The following is a 20186-nucleotide window of genomic DNA, read 5'->3' as shown; positions in this document are numbered from 1 at the left end:
CCGTTCAGGCGAGGAATCGCACATGGCTAGATACCAGTTTTTCTCCATTCCGGCATCCAACCGGCAGCAGTACACCTTTATCGACATGGCCTCCCCCACCTTTCTGACCGAGAAAGAGGCGCTGCTGGCGCAGGGATTCGAGGTGCAGGAAGATTTTATCGATGCCGCGAGTCGCAGTGAGGCCGTCGAGAAATACAAGTCCAACTTCCTCTATGTGGCGGACGAGATGGGCAAATCAGACAGTGGCTACGCTGCGGCGATCGCCTTGATGGACGTCGGCAAGGGGTTGTTGGGCGGCAAAACGCGCTGACAAGACTCGTTGACAGAAGTCGCCAGCAGGCATCGTTAGCAGAAAACCAACAAGAGACGATAAGTGGCCATCGCGGCAAGGTGTCCGATGGCCATGTGACGAGCAGCAGACAACCTGCGTCAGAAGCGGGCCAGTTGCTGGAGCATCTCGATCAGCTCCTCTTCGCTGCGGGGCTCGTGGGTCAGCTCCAGACTCGGGGCCGCACCTCCCATCAGCATGTAGACATGTGTGCTGCAGTGGTCATAGTGATACCACTTACCGTCGATACAAAGGTCGGTATAGCATCTCGGGTCCCTTTCCAGTTCCATAATCACATCCTTTTGTTACATACCACCCACATCACTCCTGACCGTAAAATAACCCGCCCACCACAGGTTTGATGCAGATCAAGGGAAGAATATCTGCCGGATCCGGGCCCTGAGCCGCGCACTACCGCCATCCACCACTCATATGAAGATGGCTGTCCGCCTCCCTGTTCTCGGAAAGGGCATAAAATGCCATCAACAAAAACGGCGCCCGAAGGCGCCGTTTTTTCATTCCCGTCTTTTTGTTTCCACCGACGGGGCGAACAAGCCAGAGGCTTATTCGTCTTCCAGATAGGCATAGCCTTGCAGACCCAGCTCCAGCTCGTCGAGCAGGGCTTTGCGGGTCGCGTCATCCAGCGCCGGGTGGGAGACGATACGCTGGTAGTTCTCGCGAATGACGGAGGGGTCGATGTTGACGTAACGCAGCAGCTGGTCGACGGTATCGCCGCGCACCACATTGCGAATGTCCATCTTGCCCTCTTCATCGAGACACACTTCCGCGCAGTGGGTGTCGCCGAACAGGTTGTGCAGATCCCCCAGGATCTCCTGATAGGCACCGACCAGGAAGAAACCGACGTAGCACACTTCGTTCTCTTCATACTGCGGCATCGGCAGCGTGCTCTCTACCCCCAGACCGTCGACGTAGTGTTCAACCTGACCATCGGAGTCACAGGTGATATCCATCAGGATGCCACGACGACTGAGCGGACGATCGAGCCCGGTCAGCGGCATCACGGGGAACACCTGACCGATACCCCAGGCATCCGGCAGTGACTGGAACAGGGAGAAGTTGGCAAAGCACTTGTCAGCCAGTTTCTCGGAGAGCTCGTCGGCCAGGGCGCGGTGGTTGCGGTTGACCGGGTTGAGCATCTCTTTCAGTGCCAGACAGGTGTTCTGGTGCAGCATCTCGGCCCAGGCGCGTTGCTCCAGATTGAGCAAGCCCATGGTGTACTGGGTGTTTACATCGCCCAGATCCGCCACTGAGTCGTGGAAGATCTCCAGCAAAGAGGGATCTTCACCACGCAGGTCCAGCCACCCTTGCCACATGTTCTGCAAGAGGGTCGGCGCATCCTCATCCGGCGCGCTGATGTCGCTCATCTCCACCCCTTCGGCACCAATCAGATTGGTGACCAGCACGGCGTGGTGAGCGGTCAGGGCACGGCCAGACTCGCTGATGATGGTCGGGTACGGCAGATCAAACTCGCGGCACACATCGCCTATGCCCCACACCACGTTGTTGGCGTACTCGGACAGGCTGTAGTTGGCGGAGCAGTGGCTCTGGGAGCGAGTGCCCTCATAATCCACACCCAGGCCACCGCCGACGTCGACCACATCGATGGGCACACCCAGACGACGCAACTCGGAATAGAAGCGACCGCACTCGCGGATACCGCCCTGAATGTCACGGATGTTGGCGATCTGGGAGCCCAGATGGAAGTGCAGCAGTTGCAGGCAATCCAGCTTGTCCAGGCTGCGCAGACGCTCGACCAGCGCCAGGATCTGGGAGGCGGAGAGACCAAATTTGGACATGGAGCCGCCGCTCGATTCCCACATGCCGGAGCCGGTGGACGCGAGCTTGGCACGCACCCCGATATTGGGCTTGATGTTGAGGCGAGCTGACTCGTCCAGCACCATTTCCAGTTCGGAGGGTTTTTCCACCACTATGTAGACCTTGTGGCCCATCAGGTTGCCGAGCAGGGCGTGGCGGATATATTCGCGGTCTTTGTAACCGTTGCAGACGATCACCGAGCCTTGCTCATGGTGATGGGAGAGCACGGCCAGCAGCTCCGGTTTGGAACCCGCTTCCAGGCCAAGCCGTGGCTTGTCGCTGTAAGACTGGCTGATGGTCTCGATGACTCGACTCTGCTGGTTTACCTTGATCGGGTAAACACAGAGGTAATCCCCTTCATAGCCTGACTTCTCGATGGCCTGACCAAAAGCGTTGAACAGTGCATCGACCCGACTCTTGAGGATGTCGGGGAAACGCAGCAACACGGGAGTGGTCAAACCGGACTGGCGCAACTGTTCGATGGCATCAGAGATGACAATGTGTGCATCAGGGCGCGATTTGTCGGGAGCGACGGTCACATGACCGGCGTCATTGATGTTGAAAAAACCCGCACCCCAGTAGGGAACGTTGTAGACCTTCAAGGAGTCCTTGCTGGACCAGTTAGTCATGGGCTATGCCTCGCAAATGAGCGACCAGTGGCCGCCTTCGTTACCCTCAATCACATCCAGACCATCGATTGCAAGTTGCGGCAAGCCAAGGCTGCCTGGTGGGATCTGAACAGCAACGAGTCATGAAAGCGCGACGGATGACCGCCTTCGTTTCACCACTTGTTACCTTCCATCACATCCAGCTATTGCACATCGCGGCAAGCCAAAGGCTGCCTGGTGGATCTTGGGAAGTAACGAGTCTTGATGTGGGGCTGGTGGCTTTACATCAAGCTCAACGGTATGCGGTGCCACCTTAACGGGGCGCCGCGGTACTTTGATGACAGACAGCATCAGCCACGCCGTCAGTTCATCATTCGGCACCATCACAACGACAAGGGAGGTTTCAAGGAAGAGAAGCGAAGGCGTCAGCACGCAAGCGTGTTGATAGACGACAACAACCACAGCCTACCCAACACCAGTGACCGCCCATGACAAGGGAAGATGATGAGCCGCTGGCTCACTCGGTCAGATGGTTAATGAGTGTCCGTTGTTCTCCCTGATACCGGAGCCTAACCGGTATTAAAGAAACCATACCCCAGCAGTGTCTGTCGTTTCTGCGTGCCTCGCCCTATAGGCGTATGATCTTTCAGGTTTCTGGTGGCGTCTGCCTGCTTCAGAGTTACCCTTGGATCGGCGCGGAGTGTACACACTTACCGCCAGCGGTGACAATAAAAAATAGTGTTCAAAAACTGCTTTTAATAAGGTGAGCAAATCTTGCTGCCAGGCAGGCTGGCTCTGGGATGGCGCAGAATATTCCCCTGCAGTTGTTCCCCATGAAAAGCCTGCTCTCGGGGCATGGCAGGCTGCATGCCTTGTCAGGGGGCAGTTCAGGGGATTTCCTGTCGTTATGGCGATGATTGCGTATCAATAAAAACGCTATTTTTATGCATGAAAAATGGCTACAAACTGCCCCCTCCGACTCAATCCCTCCCAGGCCGCTGCGTCAGAAAATGGGGAAAACCTGCGCTGACGCAATAAGACAGGCAACCTGATTGGCCAAAATGGCCCTTCATTACCGGTTTGAAGTGTGAGGCTTGCCAATGGATACCCTGCTTGAGCGTTTTCTGCGTTACGTGACTTTTCATACCCGCTCCGATGCGACCAATCCCGCCTGTCCCAGCAGCGAGGGGCAGCTGATCTTTGCCCGGGCCCTGCGAGATGAAATGGAGCAGATGGGACTGACCCTGGTCACCCTGGATGAGCACGGCTACCTGACTGCCTGCCTGCCGGGCAACCAGCCGGATGCCCCTGCCATCGGCCTCATCGCCCACATGGACACAGCCGATTACGCCGCCGAGCAGGTGGTGCCCCAGATCATCGAAAGCTATCAGGGAGGCGATATTTGCCTGGGCAAGGGGGACGAGGTACTGGCCATTCGCCAATACCGCTGCCTGAAAAACTACCTGGGGCAGGATCTTATCACCACCGACGGTTCTACCCTGCTGGGGGCCGATGATAAGGCCGGTATCGCCGAGATCCTGACCGCCATCGACTATCTGCTGGCCCACCCCGACATCCCCCGCGGCGATCTCTGGGTCGGTCTCACCCCGGATGAAGAGATAGGCCGTGGTGCCGATCTGTTCCCCCTGGACAGATTCCCGGCCAAATGGGCTTATACCGTCGATGGTGGCGAGCTGGGGGAGCTCGAATACGAGAACTTCAACGCCGCCAGCGCCACTGTGCGCATCACGGGCAACAATGTTCACCCCGGCACCGCCAAGGGCAGCATGATCAACAGCCAGACCCTGGCCGCCCGCTTTCATGCCGCCATGCCCCCCGAGCAGACCCCGGAGTGTACTGACGGTTACGAGGGCTTCTTTCACCTGGCCCAGATGAGCGGCACTGTGGAGGAGAGCACCCTGCACTACATCATCCGCGACTTTGATGATGACGCCTTCGCCGCCCGCAAGGCCCAGCTCAAGGAGCGGGTCGCCTCCCTGCAGCTGGATGCCCCCAAGGCCCGCATCGAGCTCACCCTGACCGACAGCTATCGCAACATGCGCAGCCAGATAGAGCCGCACATGCACATAGTCGAGCTGGCCAGGGCCGCCATGCTGGCGGCAGACGTGGTGCCCAAGATCAAACCCATCCGTGGCGGTACCGATGGGGCCCGCCTCTCCTTTATGGGGCTGCCCTGCCCCAACCTCTTCACCGGCGGTCACAACTTCCACGGCAAGCACGAGTTCATCCCGCTGCAATCCATGGAGAAAGCGGTCGCCACCCTGGTGGCGCTGGTGCGGCTGACCTCCGCCTGGCGGGGATAACCCAGGTTCGTGCGGGGCGAGACAATAGGCGCGCCCCGCCATCACACGGCCATTTCGCGGTCAGCAACAGAAAGGGAACGAGGGTAACAAGCAGCCCTGCCACAAAATTGTCATACTGCAGACACACAGCGGGAACAGAGGCGGCACATGCTGGGGCAAAGGATCACCGGAGCCCAGCCCCATGTTCAGCGTCGATACCCTGCTACGACAGCACCTTCCCCATCTCTCGAACAACCCAGTGCTGCGCCCCCTGCTTGGCCAGGGCCTGCGCTGGTTGCTGCACGAGAAGGCCTTCCAGCACTTTGCCAGCAGCTACCCCCATCTGCGCGGCCTCGACTTTGTCGAGCAGGCGCTGCAACAGATCGACTTTGACTACAAGGTGAGCGAGGCGGAGCTGGAGCACATACCCAGCAGCGGCCGGGTCATCATAGTGGCCAACCATCCCATAGGGTCGCTGGACGGGCTGGCACTGCTTCGCCTGCTCGGCCGCATCCGGCCGGATGTGAAGATAGTCGCCAACCAGCTGCTGGCACAACTCACGGCGCTGCGCCCGCTGCTGCTGCCGGTCGACAACATGCATGGCAAGACGGACAGGCGCGCCATTCTGGCCATGGGCGAGCATCTGGCCAGCGAGGGGGCCCTGGTGATCTTCCCCGCCGGCGAAGTGTCGCGACTCGGCATCAAGGGGGTGAAGGATGGCCCCTGGCAAGGGGGCTTTATCAAGCTGGCCCAACGCACACGCACCCCGCTGGTGCCCATTCACGTCGGCGGGCGCAATGGCCTGGGGTTTTATTTCAGCGCCTGGCTCAACAACGCCTGGGCGGGGCTCTTGCTGGTCAAGCAACTGTTTCGCCAGCAAGGGGGGCGTATCCCCGTCACCATAGGGGCGCGTATTCCCGTCGACAGCTTTCGCGACCTGCCCGCCAAGACGGCGGCGCAACTGGTCCGCAGTCACCTCTATCGCATCGGGAGAGGTAAAAAGGGCAAGCTGGCGACCGAGGCCCCCATTGCCCAGCCGGAGGAACGCCGTCAGCTCAAGCAGGCCATAGAGGCGTGTGAAGCTCTCGGCCACACCCCCGATGGTCAGGGGATCTACCTCTACCGGCGCCATGAACTGAGCCATTCGGTGATACTGCGCGAGCTCGGCCGTCTGCGGGAGATCGCCTTTCGCGCCGTGGGGGAAGGCTCGGGCAAACGGCGGGATCTCGATGGCTTCGACGATGACTATCACCACCTGATCCTGTGGGATCCTGCCAGGCTCGAGATCATAGGCGCCTATCGCTTCGCCCCTGTGGCCGAGCTGATGGCAAGCAAGGGGCTGGATGGCCTCTACAGCCACACCCTGTTCGGCTTTGAAGCCAGGCTGCTGCCAAGACTTGAGCTGGCCATAGAGCTGGGCCGCAGCTTTATTCAGCCCGCCTACTGGGGCAAACGGGGACTGGATTACCTCTGGTTCGGCATCGGCGCCTACCTGGCCCGCTATCCCCGCTACCGCTACCTGTTCGGACCCGTCTCACTCTCCGGCAGCCTGCCGCCAGCGGCCAAGGATCTGCTGGTGAGCTTCTATCGCCAGCACTTTACCCCCGAGCTGGCGCTGGCGCACTCCCGTCGCCCCTATCCCGAGACGCTGCCGCTATTTGAGGGGCAGGATTACGGGACGGATCTCAAGGCGCTCAAGGCCAGGCTCGATAACCTGGGTTGTGCCATCCCCACCCTCTACAAGCAGTATTCCGAGCTGTGCGAACCGGGAGGCGTGCAGTTTATGGACTTTGGCATCGACCCCGATTTCAACCACTGCATCGATGGCCTGGTGTGGGTGGACGTGAGCCGCATCAAACCCCACAAGCGGGCCCGCTATATCGGCAGCCAGCAGATTGGCGACCAGCCCGACGGCCTCCATCTGGATGAACAAGGCAGGGCGCGCGCCTGAGCATACGCCACAGACAGTGACGGGCAGACAACAAATAGGGAGGCCGCCGCCTCCCTGTTTGTATCCGAATCGCTCATATCCACATTTTTATATTCGATCCCCGACCATCACTCACCGGCAGGTTTGCGATCCGAGTGACCCAGATCCCGCTGTGGGGCGATAATGTCGCGCACCCGCTGCTTGATCTCTTTCGCCTCGGGAAAACCCTCGTCGGCCACCCTGTCCCACACCAGCACGCCATTCACCAGGATGCGAAATTCCCCCTTGCTGGCAGGCACCAGCGCCACCTCGCCAAGATCGCTGTCAAATGTAGATAGCAGCTCCTGGGCCAGCCAGGCAGCGCGCAGCATCCAGCGACAGAGGGTGCAGTAACGAATTTCGATACGGGGCTTGCTGATGGGGCTCTGTACGTCGGTCATTGAATCACTCCATAAAAATCGGCCAGCGGATGATAAACCAATAACAACCGGCCATGCCTTGCTCAAAAAGCAGATGCGCGACCTGCCTCGCTTATTGGCTGACCCCGTGAAAATCGGCCAACCAGTGGAGGGCTATGGTGCGCATGGTCGATTGCGGCAGATCGAACAGGCCGGGGGCCATGGATTGCTGCGCCAGTTGGCGCACCCCTTCGATGATCTCCGCCAGCACCAGATAGACATATTCGCCGATGACGGCGCCGTGGACGAAGTTGACCGCCTCCCCCCGATTGAGCAAAAAAATCTGGCTGCCATCCGGGCGCGTCAGCGCCAGTACATGGGGGCACACCTCCTGGCTTGGCCAGGGCAACTGGGAGAGACAAAATGCAAACTCGTCGTCGGCCGAGGTGACCGACGCCAGCATGGTGCCGGGGCGCAATCGCTGCAGATCGGCCAGGTCCAGCGAGCCGTTGCCGGTGGAGCAGATCACCAGCTCGGCCCGGCTGAGGGCCTCTTCTTTTCCCACCAGCTTGAAGCCGTGGGAGAGCGCCTCCACCTGGCGCAGCACATCTGTCTCCACCAGCTCCAGGTGCAAATTGCGGCACCTGAGCTCGCGGGCAATGCTGCGCCCCACCTTGCCATAGCCAAACAGGGCAGCCTGGCAGACGTTGAAGGTACGGTTGAGGGTACGGACCAGCGACTCGGCGGAATAGACAACGCTCAGGCCAATCTGGATATCCTCGGCCTGCTTGAGGGGGCTGCGCGCCACCGAAATGACAGGGGTGGCCAGCACCTCCTGCTCGTAGCGCTGATGACCATTTTCGGTCATCTCCACCACACCGAGAAAACGGGGACCGAAATACTCACTCAGGGTCGCCTGGGTCTTGGCAAAGTAGCCGCCTATATCCAGTATGATGAGCCGCTCGTGGGGGGCGACCAAGGGGGCGATATGATCGACCACCCCCTGCGGTGCATTGGTCCACTGCCGGTTCAGTGGCAGCACGGGATAGTGCTGCTGGGCCCAGGTCAGGGTCGGTCCGTGTACTGACTTGGGTTTGGGCAGGATGGCGCCGATCCGCCCGATTTGCGCGAGGGCCTGGATAAACTGGGGGCGATCGGGAAGCAGATGGGTAACCAGCAGTATGCAGAGACCGTCGAGACGTCCCTGCTCGGTGAAATGGCGAAAAAACAGATGCTCAGATCCTTGACTGCGCAACTGTGGCCTCCTTAGCGCGCCGCAAACATGCAGGCAAACAAAACCCGGCATGACCGGGTTCTGTGTGTGTCCAGATAATTGAAAATCCTTTTTATCTGAAACCACCAAGTGGCTCAATCTTTATCTGTACAGACTATGACGAGGTCGGCAACTTTAGCGTTAATAGCCTGTTTTTTATGCTAAAAATTAGTAAAGAGAGGCCTCGGGCCACACCTTCCACAGACTCAACCCCGTGCCCGCACCCGCCAGCAGGATCAGCACAAGCCAGCGCTGTAGCCAAGGTTTGTTGCGCAGGGCCCACTCCAGCAGGGGCAGCAGCCAGACCGGCAGCAAGACAGTGAGTGGTACTTCCACATACTGCCAGGCAAGCATCTGCATAAAAGCGAGCGCCAGGGCCGCAGGGGTGGCGGTCACACCCGCAAACACAGCGAGCAGGGCACGGAAACCGGCAAAGGCAGCGATCGCCCCGGCCAGCTGGGCAATCAGCAGGCTGCCATCAATACCGATCACCAGCGCCAACCAGATAAAGCCAAGGGCAAAACCCAGCCCTTCCCGACTGTCACCACGCAGATCAGTCCAGCCAACCCAGACGATGGCAGGCAGCAACGCCAGCCAGATCCGCGGTTCACTGGTCAGCACAGAGGCGAGCCCCTGCCACCACACCAGGGCACCGAGCCCCGCGAACAGCAACAACGCGGCCCGCTTGTCTGCCAGTTGCGTAGCAATCGCCGGCACCAGCAAGGCCAGTGGCAGCCACTGCCACGCCTTGACCGGCACGCCATAGACGCCACCCAGCAGGCAGCCCACCAGCCAGAGCGCCAGGGCGCCCCACAGATACCCGAGTCGTGGCCAGCGCCATGACAGCAAAGCGGCCCCCAAAGGGGCCGCCAGGGTTTGTAGCAAGAGTGCTGCGCCCATTACTTGCGCACACCTTCGACGAACAGATTGATGCTCATCTCGTCCGGGATACCCGGCAACATATAGTTCACGCCAAAGTCGCTGCGCTTGATGGTGGTGGAGGCGTTGAAACCGCTGCGATAGCCGCCCCAGGGATCCTTGCCTTCACCAATCTTGACCAGGTCAAACGCCACTTCCTTGGCAACGCCGTGCAGGGTCAGGGTGCCTTTCAATACGCCCTTCTCCTTGGTTCCTTCATACGCTGTGCTGACGAAGGTCATCTTGGGGTACTGCTTCACGTCCAGAAAATCGGGGCTGCGCAGGTGTTTGTCGCGGGCTTCATGGTTGGAGTCCACGCTGGCGGCATCGATCTCGAAGCTCGCCTTGGCCACTGCCGGGTTGGCATCATCCATGCTGAAGGTGCCGCTGAAGGTGTTGAAACGGCCTACCAGTTCGGAGAAGCCGAGGTGCCCCACCTTGAACTGGACTGTGGTGTGAGCCGCATCGACGTCGTAATCGGCCGCCATCAGGGGAGCCGCCATAAACAGGCAGGAGGCCAGCAGGGCCTGAGTCATTTTCATCCGTTCGTTCCTTCATATTGGGGGTTCACAACAACAACCAAGATGCTAACCTCCATATCGGAATAGATAATCAGCGATTTATTAAAATAATTATCAACTGAGAGTGAAAGATGGACCAGATAGCCGCCATGCGCACCTTCATCAAGGTGGTGGAATGTCAGAGTTTTACCAAGGCCGCCAACCAGCTCGGCATCTCGGTCGCCATGACCTCCAAGCTGATGCAGCAACTGGAGGAGTCCCTCTCCACCCGCTTGCTGTCGCGCACCACCCGTCAGGTCAACCCCACTGAGGCGGGACAGTTCTACTACCAGCGCTCCCAGGCCCTGCTGGCAGAGCTGGAAGAGACCCACAGCCAGCTCACCCGCAACAACCAGCAGCCCCAGGGCACCCTCAAGCTGTCAGTGCCGATGGACTTTGGCTACCTGCATCTCTCCCCTGCCCTGCCGCTGTTTCGTGAACGCTTCCCGGATCTGAAACTGGAAATAGAGTACAGCGACCGGCGGGTGGCCCTGGTGGAAGAGGGGTTCGATCTGGCGCTGCGCATCGGCAACCTGCCGGACTCTTCTCTGGTCGCCAAGCCGCTGGCCATGATGAAGCTGGAGGTGTGTGCCAGCCCCACCTATCTGGCCCGCAGGGGCACCCCGAACAGCCCCGAGGATCTCAAGCAGCACGACTGCCTCATCTATACCCTGACCCAACCTGACTGGGTCTTCAAGCAGGGAGGAGAACAGCTGAGCGTGCGCCCGCAGGGACCACTTCGGGCCAACAATGGCGTGGCCCTGACCCGGGCCGCCTGCGATCATCAGGGCATTATCTTGCAGCCCACCTTCATCGTCGGGGATGCGCTGCGTTCGGGGGAGCTGGTCCCCTTGCTGCCGGAGTGGGAGAAGGGGCAGGTGGGGCTCTATGCCCTCTACCCTCATCGCCGATTCGTCTCCGGCAAGGTGCGCTGCTTTATCGAGTTCGTGCAGGAGCGCTACCTGGCCCCTCACTACTGGGATCGCAAAGCGTGAGCCAGTGCCGGAATTTATGATGCAGAGGTGTCGGACTGTGGGGATGCAGGTGCGGCGGGCAACGGCAGCTCGGCCACCAGCAGTTGATCGGTCTGCGTTATTTGCCAGCGAGGCAGGCGGCTCTGCAAGGTGGCGAGCTGCTCCTCGCCGAGGGCATAGGGCAACGTGATGCGCAGGCAGTGGCAATCGAGCATGCCGGCCAGCTGCAACATCAGAATGAGGTTGGCCTCATCCGTCTTGTGCTTGTTGATGCGTTTGCCAAGCTCATGGCGAAAGTGGGTCTCGGGATCTTGGGTCATCGCCTGCCAGCCATAGCCAAACAGCGGCATGAAGGCGCTGATCACGCCAAGGGCGGTGAGCGGCCGCTTGGGTGGATGGTAGAGGGCATTGAGATCCAGCAGTATGGGTGTTAGATGCAGCTCACGACTGCCGGATAAAATGTTATTACTCATTGGATAACCCTGTTGATTCCACTAGACTGCGCCGCATATTTGACCTGACATGCCAACGAGGTGCTGATGCTAAGCGATATCGAGATCTCCCGCCAGTCCCCCCGTCTCTCCATCCAGGCCCTGGCTTCGCGCCTGGGCATCCCGGCCCATCTGCTCAGCCCTCACGGCCACTACAAGGGCAAGCTCAGTCTCGAATTGCTCAAGCAAGCCGCCAGCAAGCCCGGCAAAAAAGCGGGCAAGCTGGTGCTGGTGAGCGCCATCACGCCGACGCCCCTTGGCGAGGGCAAGACGGTCACCACCCTAGGTCTCTCCATGGGGCTCAACCATATTGGCCAGCCCAGCATGGCCACCATACGCCAGCCGAGTCTCGGTCCCGTATTCGGGGTCAAGGGGGGCGCCGCCGGGGGTGGTCACGCCCAGGTGGTGCCGATGGAGGAGATGAACCTGCACCTGACCGGTGACTTCCACGCCCTCACCGCCGCCCACAACCTGGCGGCCGCCGCGCTGGATGCCCGCCTGTTCCATGAGACCAAACTCGGCACCGAGTTCACCGCCAGGACGGGGCTGGCACGGCTCGATATCGATCCCGCCAACATCCTCTGGCCACGTACCCTCGACATGAACGAACGCGCCCTGCGCCACCTCACGATTGGGCAGGGGGCCGCCGCCGATGGCGTTGAACGCCAGGATCGCTTCGTCATCACCGCCGCCTCCGAGCTGATGGCCATTCTGGCGCTGGCAAGCGATCTGAAAGACTTGCGCGCTCGCATCGGCCGCATCCAGCTGGCCCTCGACAGCCAGGGCCAACCCATCACGGCCGAGCAACTGGAAGTCGCCGGCGCCATGACGGTGCTGCTCAAAGACGCGCTGCAACCGACCCTGATGCAGACCACGGAGCAGACCCCTGTGCTGGTGCACGCCGGCCCCTTTGCCAACATAGCCCACGGCAACTCTTCTGTGATCGCCGACCGCATGGCGCTGCAACTGACCGACTATGTGGTGACAGAGGCGGGTTTTGGCTCCGACATGGGGCTGGAGAAGTTCTTCAACATCAAGCACCGCCAGTCCGGCATCACGCCGGCCTGCGTGGTACTGGTGGCAACGGTACGCGGCCTCAAGGCCAACAGCGGCCTGCTCGACATCCGCCCGGGCCAGCCGCTGCCTGCGAGCCTGCTGGGGGAAGACTTGCCCACCCTTGAGAAGGGGTGTGCCAACCTTGCCTGGCACATCCACAACGCCCGCCGTTATGGACTGCCCGTTGTCGTCGCGGTCAATAGCTTCCCCACCGACAGCAAGGCCGAGCTGGATCTGCTGATGCGCGAGGCGCGCCAAGCCGGTGCCTGTGGTGCAGCCATCTCGACCGCCTTTGTAGAGGGCGGTGCGGGCGCCAGTGAACTGGCAAGGGCCGTGGTCGCCGCCTGCGAGATGCCAAGCCAGATCCAGCTGCTCTATCCCGATGAGATGAGCTTGTGTGCCAAACTCGCCACCCTGGTGGAGTGCGGCTATGGCGGCCGTGGTGTCATCCTCTCTGACAAGGCGCACCGACAGCTGGCAGCGCTCTCGGCTGCAGGCTGGGATCACCTGCCCATCTGCGTGGCCAAGACGCCGCTCTCCATCAGCCACGATCCCGCCAGGAAGGGGGTACCGACCGATTTCGAGGTGCCCATCGACGAGGTGAAGCTGTGCGCCGGTGCCGGTTTCGTCTATGCGCTGGCGGGCCCCATCATGACAATGCCGGGGCTCGGCAGTCTGCCGGCCTATCGCCATATAGATATCGGCGAGGACGGCGAGATAGTCGGACTGAGCTGATGTTCTTCATGCTCAAGATCGCCAGAAACAACAAGGCCCCGCCAATTGGCGGGGCCTTGTTTTATAACAGCGTTCACCCGTTAAGTGACGGGGTTGCCCCTAGAGGGTGAAGCGCTGGGTCATATGATGCAGCGAGGTGGCCAACTTGCTCAGTTCGACACAGGCCTGGGCAGTCTGCTGCGCCCCCTGGGCGTTCTCGTCGGCGGCATTGTGGATGTTGACTATGCTGCGGTTGAGCTCCTCGGTCACCGCATTCTGCTCCTCGGTGGCAGTAGCGATCAGGGTGTTCATGTCGGTGATCTGGGTGACGGCCCCATTGATGGTATCTATGCTGCTGCCCGCATCCCGCGCCAACCCGACGCTCGCCTGCATCTGCTGACGGCTCAGCTGCATGGCGCTGCCCGCCTCGGCGGCGCGGCTCTGCAGCAGCTCTATCATCTTGCTGATCTCGGCAGTGGAGTCCTGGGTACGCTGCGCCAGGGAGCGCACTTCGTCCGCCACCACCGCAAAACCGCGTCCCTGCTCACCGGCGCGAGCGGCCTCGATGGCGGCGTTGAGCGCCAGCAGGTTGGTCTGGCCAGCGATGTCGCGAATAACGTCCAGCACCATGCTTATGTTGGCGCTGTCTGTCTCCAACTGCTGCACTACGGCGCCCGCCTGTTCAATCTTGACCGACACATCCTCGATGCTGCTGATGGCGCTGCGCACCACCTGGTTGCCCTGGGCCGAGGTATGGGAAGCATCCTTGGCCGCACTCATGGCATCCGTGGTATTGCGGGCCACTTCGTTGACGGTGGACTGCATCTCGTTCATGGCGGTAGCCACTTGGGAAACCTCGCTCTGCTGGCGAGCCATGCCGGTAGCGGACTGCTCGGAGATGGCACTCACTTCCTCCACAGCACTGCTGAGCTGGCTCACGGAGCCGGCGATTTCGCTCACCAGATTGGCCAGCGCGTTTTGCATCCGGTTGAGGGCCGAGCCCAGTTGACCCAGCTCGTCGCGGTTGAAGCGGTTGTCCTGGATCCACTCCTGCAACTCTCCCTTGCCCAGATCGCCGTTGGCAATGCGCTGAGCCTGGCGGGCCAGCATGATGAGCGGGTCCCGGATCTGACGGGTCAGCACCACCGAGAGGCCGACCACCAACACCAGACCGACCAGCAGCGACACGGTGACGCTCAACTTGGCGGAGTCATAAGCGGCCACCACCACCTTGCGCGACGCCTTGGCATAGCCATGGTTGATGCGAATGAGGTCACTGACCGACTTGGTCAGGTTGAGGTAGAGCGGGATCCCCTCGCTCATGAAGACCTGCTGGGCAGAGGCCAGCTGATCGCTATCCTGCAACTGCTTCACCCGCTGGTGCAGCGCCGCGTAGCGGGCCCAGTCAGCCTTGACGGTATCGAAAGTGCGGCGCTCTTCCACATCTTCCGCCCAGATAGTGGCGTCATGCTCGACCAGTTGCTGGGCGACCTGTTCAAACCTGCGGCTGGTTTCGCTGCGATACTCCGCTTTTTTCTGCGGATCCGAAGCCACCAGGAAGAATCCCAGCTCATAGCGGCGCAGCTCGCTGATGCTCTCGCCGATGGCACTGGTGCGGTTGACGGCGGGCAAAATGCTGTCGGTGAAACCGATGGCGGCCCGGTTCATGTTGCTGAACTCGAGCAGCGAGAAGCCGCCGATAAAGGCCACCATCAGGCCGAGCACGGCAAAGCCGGCGGTGAGCTTCTTGCCTATGGTCATGGTACTGGTATTCATGGCATGTCCTGGATATGAGTGAACAGATAGCGCCCGTTTGATCCGCACCTGTCGGCACGGATCTGTGACTGCCCTCCATGGCGGCTCATCCAGCCCTGATGAATATGTATCCTTACATGAACGAGGCGAGAACCTTTCAAGGGGGCGGGGTGCCTGCCTGACAAGCCCGTTCTGGCCCGCAGGGAGGCATGGCAGCGGCCAAAATAACCACGGATGCCCGCCCCTTGCGGCTCAGCATGGGCCCAAAAGAGAGCCAAAGTGAACCATACCGAGGTATATCGACCGCACCGGTCAATCCCTTAAGGAAATTTGTGGATGAAACAGGAGGGATGGCCGACGGGCCCCATGAACTGAAGAGGGAAAAAGGAGGCATGCCACCATGGCGCCATGCCTCCTGACAGATCAGCCCTTCAAACCGCCCAGAAACTCGGCGCGGGTATCGGGTTGGGTCTTGAACACACCACCGAGGGAGGTGGTGGTGGTGTAGGAGGTGGAATCCATCACGCCCCGAGCCTTCACGCAGAAGTGGGTCGCCTTGATGCTGATGGCCACATCCTTGGTGCCAAGCAGGGTCTGCAACGCCAGTAGGATCTGCTGGGTGAGGCGCTCCTGCACCTGGGGACGGCGGGCGAAAAACTGCACTATGCGGTTGATTTTCGACAGCCCGATCACCTTGCCACGGGGAATGTAGGCCACGTGGGCCAGCCCGTCGATAGTGACGAAGTGGTGCTCACAGGTGCTGGTAAGGCTGATGTCCCGCACCATGATCATCTCGTCCACCTTCATCTTGTTCTCGATCACGGTCACCTTGGGGAAGGTGCTGTAATCGAGGCCGGAGAAGATCTCGTTCACGTACATCTTGGCGATGCGGTGCGGCGTCTCCGCCAGGCTGTCATCGGTCAGATCCAGCCCCAGCGTCTCCATGATGGCGCGCATGTGGCCTTCGATCTTCTCCTTCTTCTGCTGACCATTCAACGCATTGGCCACCAGAGGTGTCTCGAGGCCCTCGGCCTCGAGGGCTGCCCTGACCAACAGGGCTTCCTGGCTTAAGCTCGTCATCTTGTTCCTCTCCCACGCTCAGGGACTGTAATGGCCACCTTGTCTGTGGCGGCACTTTGTTGTGGCGCAATAGTAAACGGCGATTATTGCCATAATTCAAGCTAACTCAAGTCCGTATCCTGACTTTATGCCAATCCGTCGGGTTTTACCCCTTGATGACCCACCCCATACGGGGAGGATTGCGGCAAACAATCCATCGTCCACCACCCCCTGTACCAGGCAGCCTGGTGTCAGCCCCTGATAAGCCTGCCCATCCACCCTGATTTTTGGGATAATCCGCCCTCAACCACACCAAAGAGGTAATGACGATGGGATTTGATACCAGCGGACTACTCCCCCTGAGCGATGCCCTGCAAGGGATGCTGGACCAACTCGCCTGCTGCTGCGACACAGAACAAGTGCCCCTGCCCCAGGCCCTCGGCCGGGTACTCGCGGCAGATATCGCCTCCCCCTTGTCAGTGCCTCCGTTCGACAACGCCGCCATGGACGGTTACGCCGTGCGGCTGGCCGATCTCGCTGCCGGCATCCCGCTCATCATGGTGGGCAAAGCCTTCGCCGGTCAGCCCTATCAGGGGGAGTGGCCCGCGGGTCACTGCGTGCGGATCATGACCGGTGCTCCGATACCCGCAGGCACAGACGCTGTGGTGATGCAGGAAGAAACGCAGGTCGACGGCAACCAGATCACCTTTCTGGTGCCGCCCACCCTGGGCCAGAATATCCGCCGTCGCGGCGAAGATATCCGCGAGGGCGCCAGCGTGCTCTGCGCCGGTACCCGGCTCACTCCACGCGAGCTGCCACTGCTGGCCTCCTTGGGTATCGCCACCGTCAGCGTGCGCCGCCCGCTGAGAGTGGCCATCTTCAGCACCGGCGACGAGCTCAAGCCGGTCGGCACCCCGCTCGCCCATGGCGACATCTATGACTCCAACCGTTACGGGGTCAAGGCCATGCTGGCGCGCCTTGGCTGCGACTGCCTCGACCTTGGCATCATACCGGACCACCCCGCGCAGCTGCGCGCCGCCTTCCTGCAGGCCGACCGCGAGGCCGATGCCCTCATCACCACGGGAGGCGTCTCGGTCGGTGAGGCAGACTTCACCAAACAGCTGCTCGAGGAACTCGGCGAGATCGGCTTCTGGAAGCTGGCTATCAAACCGGGCAAGCCATTCGCCTTCGGTCGCCTGCCCAACGCCTGGTTCTTCGGTCTGCCGGGCAACCCTGTCTCCGCCATGGTCACCTTCGATCAGCTGGTGCAGCCTGCGCTGGCCAAGCTGGCCGGGCAGCAGTTCGAGCGTCCGCTGCAACTGCAGGCCGTCGCCGGCGAGACTCTGAAAAAAGCGCCGGGTCGACTCGACTTCCAGCGCGGCATTCTGAGCCAGGGGCCAGACGGCCTCGAAGTGCGCAGCACAGGCTCCCAGGATTCCGCTGTGTTCAGCTCACTGTCGCGGGCCAACTGCTACATAGTGCTTGAGCGTGAGCGGGGCAAGGTGGCGGCAGGAGAGACAGTCACCGTCGAACCATTCGGGGGCTTGCTGCTGTGAGCGACATTCTCTCGGACGCAGAGCTCTTGCGCTACAACCGCCAGATAGTGCTCAAATCCTTCGACTTCGAGGGGCAGGAGGCACTCAAGCAGGCCCGCGTGCTGGTGATCGGTGCGGGCGGCCTGGGCTGCGCCGCCAGCCAGTATCTGGCGGTGGCCGGGGTCGGCCAGCTCACCCTGGTGGATTTTGACAAGGTGGAGCTCTCCAATCTGCAACGCCAGGTGCTGCACACGGATGCCCGCATCGGTCAGCACAAGGTGGATTCTGCGGCCGAGGCGCTGCGCGCGCTCAACCCCTGGCTCAAGGTGGAGACTCACGCCTCTGTTGCCGACGAGGCACTGCTCGATGCCCTGCTACCCAGCCACCAGCTGGTGCTCGACTGCACCGACAACCTGACTATCCGCAATCTGCTCAACCAATACGCGCGCAAACACAGGGTGCCGCTGGTCAGTGGCGCTGCCATCCGGCTGGAGGGGCAGCTCTGCAGCTTCACCTGGCAGGAGGATGAGCCCTGCTACGCCTGCCTCAGCGCCCTGTTTGGCGAGCAGGCCCTTACCTGCGTCGAGGCGGGTGTGCTCGCCCCCATGGTCGGGCTAGTGGGCAGCCTGCAGGCACTGGAGGCGATAAAATTGCTGGCGGGCACGGGGCGCAGCTACAGCGGCCGCCTCTTGATGATCGATGGCCTCACCGGCACCTTCCGCGAGATGAAGCTGCCCAAACGCCCCGACTGCCCGGTTTGCTCGCACCCTTAAGTGATCCCTATCACCAATAACTCGCAGCCAATAAAAAAGCCGACCCCGTGGGGTCGGCTTTTTACATCATGGATACGATGGGTAGTCAGCCTGCGCAGTAGACACGAGCCTCACGCGGGGTATAAACACCGAAGGTAACCGCACCCAACAAGCCATTAAGGAAGGTGTGTTGTGCTTCGACACGTACCACTTTATCTGCACCATTACAAACGGCGGCCGCATTTATGGTCTTGCTCTGACCCAAACCGGAAATGAAGAAATGGTGGGTCACTTCCTTGGTGGGTTTCACTACATTACCGGAATGTACTGTGAACCCCTGCTGCGCACAACCAGCCATCATCATTGCAACGGCCGCAGTCAATACCATTTTTTTCATTTTATTATCCCTGACAACTTTATTATTTCCGGCTATGCCGGTGCCACACAAAGAAACATTATCCTTTAATATCAATAAGATAAATAAACAACATTCCAATGCATGCGCACATTACCAAAATCTTGAGATGGCAACAAGGCTTTGTATGAGACTTTATATCGCGTGGCAGAAAATCAAAGATTGCAATAAACCCGCGCCGTTCTCGGGGTATAAATTCCCAGCGTCAATACCGCCATCAAACCATCCAGTGGCGTTTGCTGCACTTCCACACGAACGACCTTTTCCGGGTCGCCATGGCAGGCCAAAGAGGCGTTGACCGATTCACTCTGACCAATGCCTGCCAGTACAAAATCATGGCCAACTTCTCTGTTTGGCTGACCCGGGTTGCCCGCATGCACGAAGAAGGCCTGCTGGGCGCAGCCCGATAGCAGCAAGGCGCACCATGCCATCAATACTACTTGTTTCATCTGTTTGATCCTGACGATAACGGCATCTTGATCGAGGCGGAGTACTTAGAAAATGCCCTTGGCCTTGACCTTCTTCATGTTGGCAACCTGGCTCGAGAGATCCTCGATCAGGGGTTCTGCCTCACCCACCGTAGTAACCTGACGGCCGGGTGCGCTGGCCAGGCGCTGGATCAGTCGATGCTGCTCGCGGATCAGCCTGGATTGCTCTTCAAGCTGACGGGAGAGCTGCTGGATACTGCTCTGGAGCGGCACCAAATCCTGCTCAACAGCCGCTGATGGCAATTTGCCTGCGATCGCCTCGGCCAGCTGATCATGGTCGAGAGGGGCCGGTAACCCCTGCCTCAACTCATCCCACAACTCGGTGGGCTGCTGCTCGCCCAAGCGGCTCACAATCTCATCCACCAGATTGTGCTGAGCGGAAGTGGAAGATTGCTGACCAAGGCGATGGACGATCTCATCCACCAACGAGGCGTTATCTCCCTGTCCCAACTGGGGAAGCAACCGTGCCACTATCTGATCGATCATGACGTCGGCGGCGGGTGGTGCAGCCGAGCTCCCCTCTCCCAGGTTGAAACCACAACTGGCAAAGGCGTGACGCAATGTGGTCAGACTCACCTGTTCCGGCCCCAGTGCATTGGCAATCGCCTTGCACAGATTGGGCGCCAGTACATACATGAACATGCCGGAAAGGTAGATATCCTTGTGAAAACGGCTCTTGGAGAAGTCAAACTCCTCGGTGCCATCCTGGATCTTGCGCGCCCGTTGATACCAGTTCTGCAATACGCATAGCGATCAGACTCCAGCGCACCCGGATCCATATAGATGGAGAAGG

Annotated in this window: 19 protein-coding genes; 7 read left to right on the top strand and 12 right to left on the bottom strand. The window is 60.3% G+C overall.

What is annotated here, in order from left to right:
* The first annotated feature begins 22 nt into the window (after positions 1-22).
* Positions 23-310: a hypothetical protein gene (locus AXW79_RS12670; protein WP_005309977.1), complete on the top strand. Its 288-nt coding sequence runs from the start codon at positions 23-25 to the stop codon at positions 308-310.
* Positions 311-429: 119 nt separating this feature from the next.
* Here the strand turns inward: AXW79_RS12670 and AXW79_RS12665 are convergent, their stop codons facing one another.
* Positions 430-618, bottom strand: a complete 189-nt coding sequence (locus AXW79_RS12665; protein WP_005309974.1) for a hypothetical protein — start codon at positions 616-618, stop codon at positions 430-432.
* A gap of 273 nt (positions 619-891) precedes the next feature.
* Positions 892-2793, bottom strand: coding sequence for a biosynthetic arginine decarboxylase (gene speA, locus AXW79_RS12660; protein ID WP_005309971.1), 1902 nt, complete (start codon positions 2791-2793; stop codon positions 892-894).
* Between the two features lie 1079 nt (positions 2794-3872).
* On the opposite strand from speA, the gene pepT reads away from it, so the two are divergent.
* Positions 3873-5096, top strand: coding sequence for a peptidase T (pepT, locus tag AXW79_RS12650; RefSeq protein WP_005309959.1), 1224 nt, complete (start codon positions 3873-3875; stop codon positions 5094-5096).
* Between the two features lie 181 nt (positions 5097-5277).
* Positions 5278-7026 carry a lysophospholipid acyltransferase family protein gene (locus tag AXW79_RS12645; protein WP_005309957.1) on the top strand — a complete coding sequence of 583 codons (1749 nt, stop codon included), beginning with the start codon at positions 5278-5280 and terminating at the stop codon, positions 7024-7026.
* Between the two features lie 107 nt (positions 7027-7133).
* Here the strand turns inward: AXW79_RS12645 and AXW79_RS12640 are convergent, their stop codons facing one another.
* From AXW79_RS12640 to AXW79_RS12625, 4 genes are all read right to left on the bottom strand, one after another.
* Positions 7134-7445, bottom strand: a complete 312-nt coding sequence (locus tag AXW79_RS12640) for a SelT/SelW/SelH family protein (protein WP_005309953.1) — start codon at positions 7443-7445, stop codon at positions 7134-7136.
* A gap of 91 nt (positions 7446-7536) precedes the next feature.
* Positions 7537-8658: an adenosylhomocysteinase gene (locus AXW79_RS12635; RefSeq protein ID WP_005309950.1), complete on the bottom strand. Its 1122-nt coding sequence runs from the start codon at positions 8656-8658 to the stop codon at positions 7537-7539.
* Between the two features lie 186 nt (positions 8659-8844).
* The gene (locus tag AXW79_RS12630; RefSeq protein ID WP_005309948.1) at positions 8845-9576 is read right to left on the bottom strand and encodes a hypothetical protein; all 732 of its coding nucleotides are present in this window, start codon (positions 9574-9576) and stop codon (positions 8845-8847) included.
* Positions 9576-10136: a YceI family protein gene (locus AXW79_RS12625; protein ID WP_005309945.1), complete on the bottom strand. Its 561-nt coding sequence runs from the start codon at positions 10134-10136 to the stop codon at positions 9576-9578. The genes AXW79_RS12630 and AXW79_RS12625 overlap by 1 nt, the downstream gene beginning before the upstream one ends.
* A 110-nt stretch (positions 10137-10246) precedes the next feature.
* Here AXW79_RS12625 and AXW79_RS12620 point away from each other — a divergent pair, with 110 nt between their 5' ends.
* On the top strand, positions 10247-11149 hold the full coding sequence (locus AXW79_RS12620) for a LysR family transcriptional regulator (RefSeq protein WP_005309942.1): 903 nt from the start codon (positions 10247-10249) through the stop codon (positions 11147-11149).
* Positions 11150-11163: 14 nt separating this feature from the next.
* Here AXW79_RS12620 and AXW79_RS12615 read toward each other — a convergent pair whose 3' ends face one another.
* A complete protein-coding gene (locus AXW79_RS12615) occupies positions 11164-11601 on the bottom strand; it encodes a hypothetical protein (RefSeq protein ID WP_005309939.1) in 438 nt (145 codons plus the stop codon).
* A gap of 66 nt (positions 11602-11667) precedes the next feature.
* Between AXW79_RS12615 and AXW79_RS12610 the strand changes: the two genes are divergently transcribed.
* Positions 11668-13410 carry a formate--tetrahydrofolate ligase gene (locus AXW79_RS12610; protein WP_005309936.1) on the top strand — a complete coding sequence of 581 codons (1743 nt, stop codon included), beginning with the start codon at positions 11668-11670 and terminating at the stop codon, positions 13408-13410.
* Between the two features lie 99 nt (positions 13411-13509).
* Here the strand turns inward: AXW79_RS12610 and AXW79_RS12605 are convergent, their stop codons facing one another.
* Both AXW79_RS12605 and folE read right to left on the bottom strand, forming a co-directional pair.
* Positions 13510-15165 (bottom strand): methyl-accepting chemotaxis protein, encoded by a 1656-nt coding sequence (locus AXW79_RS12605; protein ID WP_005309933.1) that lies wholly within the window; start codon positions 15163-15165, stop codon positions 13510-13512.
* A gap of 402 nt (positions 15166-15567) precedes the next feature.
* On the bottom strand, positions 15568-16224 hold the full coding sequence (gene folE, locus AXW79_RS12600; RefSeq protein WP_005309931.1) for a GTP cyclohydrolase I FolE: 657 nt from the start codon (positions 16222-16224) through the stop codon (positions 15568-15570).
* Positions 16225-16532: 308 nt separating this feature from the next.
* Between folE and moeA the strand changes: the two genes are divergently transcribed.
* Together moeA and moeB are read left to right on the top strand one after the other, a co-directional pair.
* Entirely contained in the window at positions 16533-17759 is a 1227-nt protein-coding gene (moeA, locus tag AXW79_RS12595; RefSeq protein WP_005309928.1) for a molybdopterin molybdotransferase MoeA, read from the top strand.
* A complete protein-coding gene (gene moeB, locus AXW79_RS12590) occupies positions 17756-18511 on the top strand; it encodes a molybdopterin-synthase adenylyltransferase MoeB (RefSeq protein ID WP_005309925.1) in 756 nt (251 codons plus the stop codon). The genes moeA and moeB overlap by 4 nt, the downstream gene beginning before the upstream one ends.
* Positions 18512-18596: 85 nt before the next feature.
* On the opposite strand, the gene AXW79_RS12585 is transcribed toward moeB, so the two are convergent.
* From AXW79_RS12585 to AXW79_RS12575, 3 genes are all read right to left on the bottom strand, one after another.
* Positions 18597-18887, bottom strand: coding sequence for a Bor family protein (locus tag AXW79_RS12585; RefSeq protein ID WP_005309922.1), 291 nt, complete (start codon positions 18885-18887; stop codon positions 18597-18599).
* Positions 18888-19060: 173 nt separating this feature from the next.
* Positions 19061-19354, bottom strand: a complete 294-nt coding sequence (locus AXW79_RS12580) for a Bor family protein (protein WP_005309920.1) — start codon at positions 19352-19354, stop codon at positions 19061-19063.
* A 45-nt stretch (positions 19355-19399) separates the two neighbouring features.
* Positions 19400-20134, bottom strand: a complete 735-nt coding sequence (locus AXW79_RS12575) for a hypothetical protein (RefSeq protein ID WP_005309918.1) — start codon at positions 20132-20134, stop codon at positions 19400-19402.
* Positions 20135-20186: the final 52 nt, after the last annotated feature.

Source organism: Aeromonas salmonicida subsp. salmonicida (assembly GCF_001643305.1).
GTDB lineage: Bacteria > Pseudomonadota > Gammaproteobacteria > Enterobacterales > Aeromonadaceae > Aeromonas > Aeromonas salmonicida.
Note: the sequence above shows the minus strand (reverse complement) of the source record. Positions and strands in the feature narration are given on the sequence as shown.

Coding starts and splice junctions, on each gene's coding strand:
- AXW79_RS12670 (WP_005309977.1), top strand. CDS start 23: ATGGCTAGATACCAGTTTTTCTCCATTCCGGCATCCAACCGGCAGCAG.
- AXW79_RS12665 (WP_005309974.1), bottom strand. CDS start 618: ATGGAACTGGAAAGGGACCCGAGATGCTATACCGACCTTTGTATCGAC.
- speA (WP_005309971.1), bottom strand. CDS start 2,793: ATGACTAACTGGTCCAGCAAGGACTCCTTGAAGGTCTACAACGTTCCC.
- pepT (WP_005309959.1), top strand. CDS start 3,873: ATGGATACCCTGCTTGAGCGTTTTCTGCGTTACGTGACTTTTCATACC.
- AXW79_RS12645 (WP_005309957.1), top strand. CDS start 5,278: ATGTTCAGCGTCGATACCCTGCTACGACAGCACCTTCCCCATCTCTCG.
- AXW79_RS12640 (WP_005309953.1), bottom strand. CDS start 7,445: ATGACCGACGTACAGAGCCCCATCAGCAAGCCCCGTATCGAAATTCGT.
- AXW79_RS12630 (WP_005309948.1), bottom strand. CDS start 9,576: ATGGGCGCAGCACTCTTGCTACAAACCCTGGCGGCCCCTTTGGGGGCC.
- AXW79_RS12625 (WP_005309945.1), bottom strand. CDS start 10,136: ATGAAAATGACTCAGGCCCTGCTGGCCTCCTGCCTGTTTATGGCGGCT.
- AXW79_RS12620 (WP_005309942.1), top strand. CDS start 10,247: ATGGACCAGATAGCCGCCATGCGCACCTTCATCAAGGTGGTGGAATGT.
- AXW79_RS12615 (WP_005309939.1), bottom strand. CDS start 11,601: ATGAGTAATAACATTTTATCCGGCAGTCGTGAGCTGCATCTAACACCC.
- AXW79_RS12610 (WP_005309936.1), top strand. CDS start 11,668: ATGCTAAGCGATATCGAGATCTCCCGCCAGTCCCCCCGTCTCTCCATC.
- AXW79_RS12605 (WP_005309933.1), bottom strand. CDS start 15,165: ATGAATACCAGTACCATGACCATAGGCAAGAAGCTCACCGCCGGCTTT.
- folE (WP_005309931.1), bottom strand. CDS start 16,224: ATGACGAGCTTAAGCCAGGAAGCCCTGTTGGTCAGGGCAGCCCTCGAG.
- moeA (WP_005309928.1), top strand. CDS start 16,533: ATGGGATTTGATACCAGCGGACTACTCCCCCTGAGCGATGCCCTGCAA.
- AXW79_RS12585 (WP_005309922.1), bottom strand. CDS start 18,887: ATGAAAAAAATGGTATTGACTGCGGCCGTTGCAATGATGATGGCTGGT.
- AXW79_RS12580 (WP_005309920.1), bottom strand. CDS start 19,354: ATGAAACAAGTAGTATTGATGGCATGGTGCGCCTTGCTGCTATCGGGC.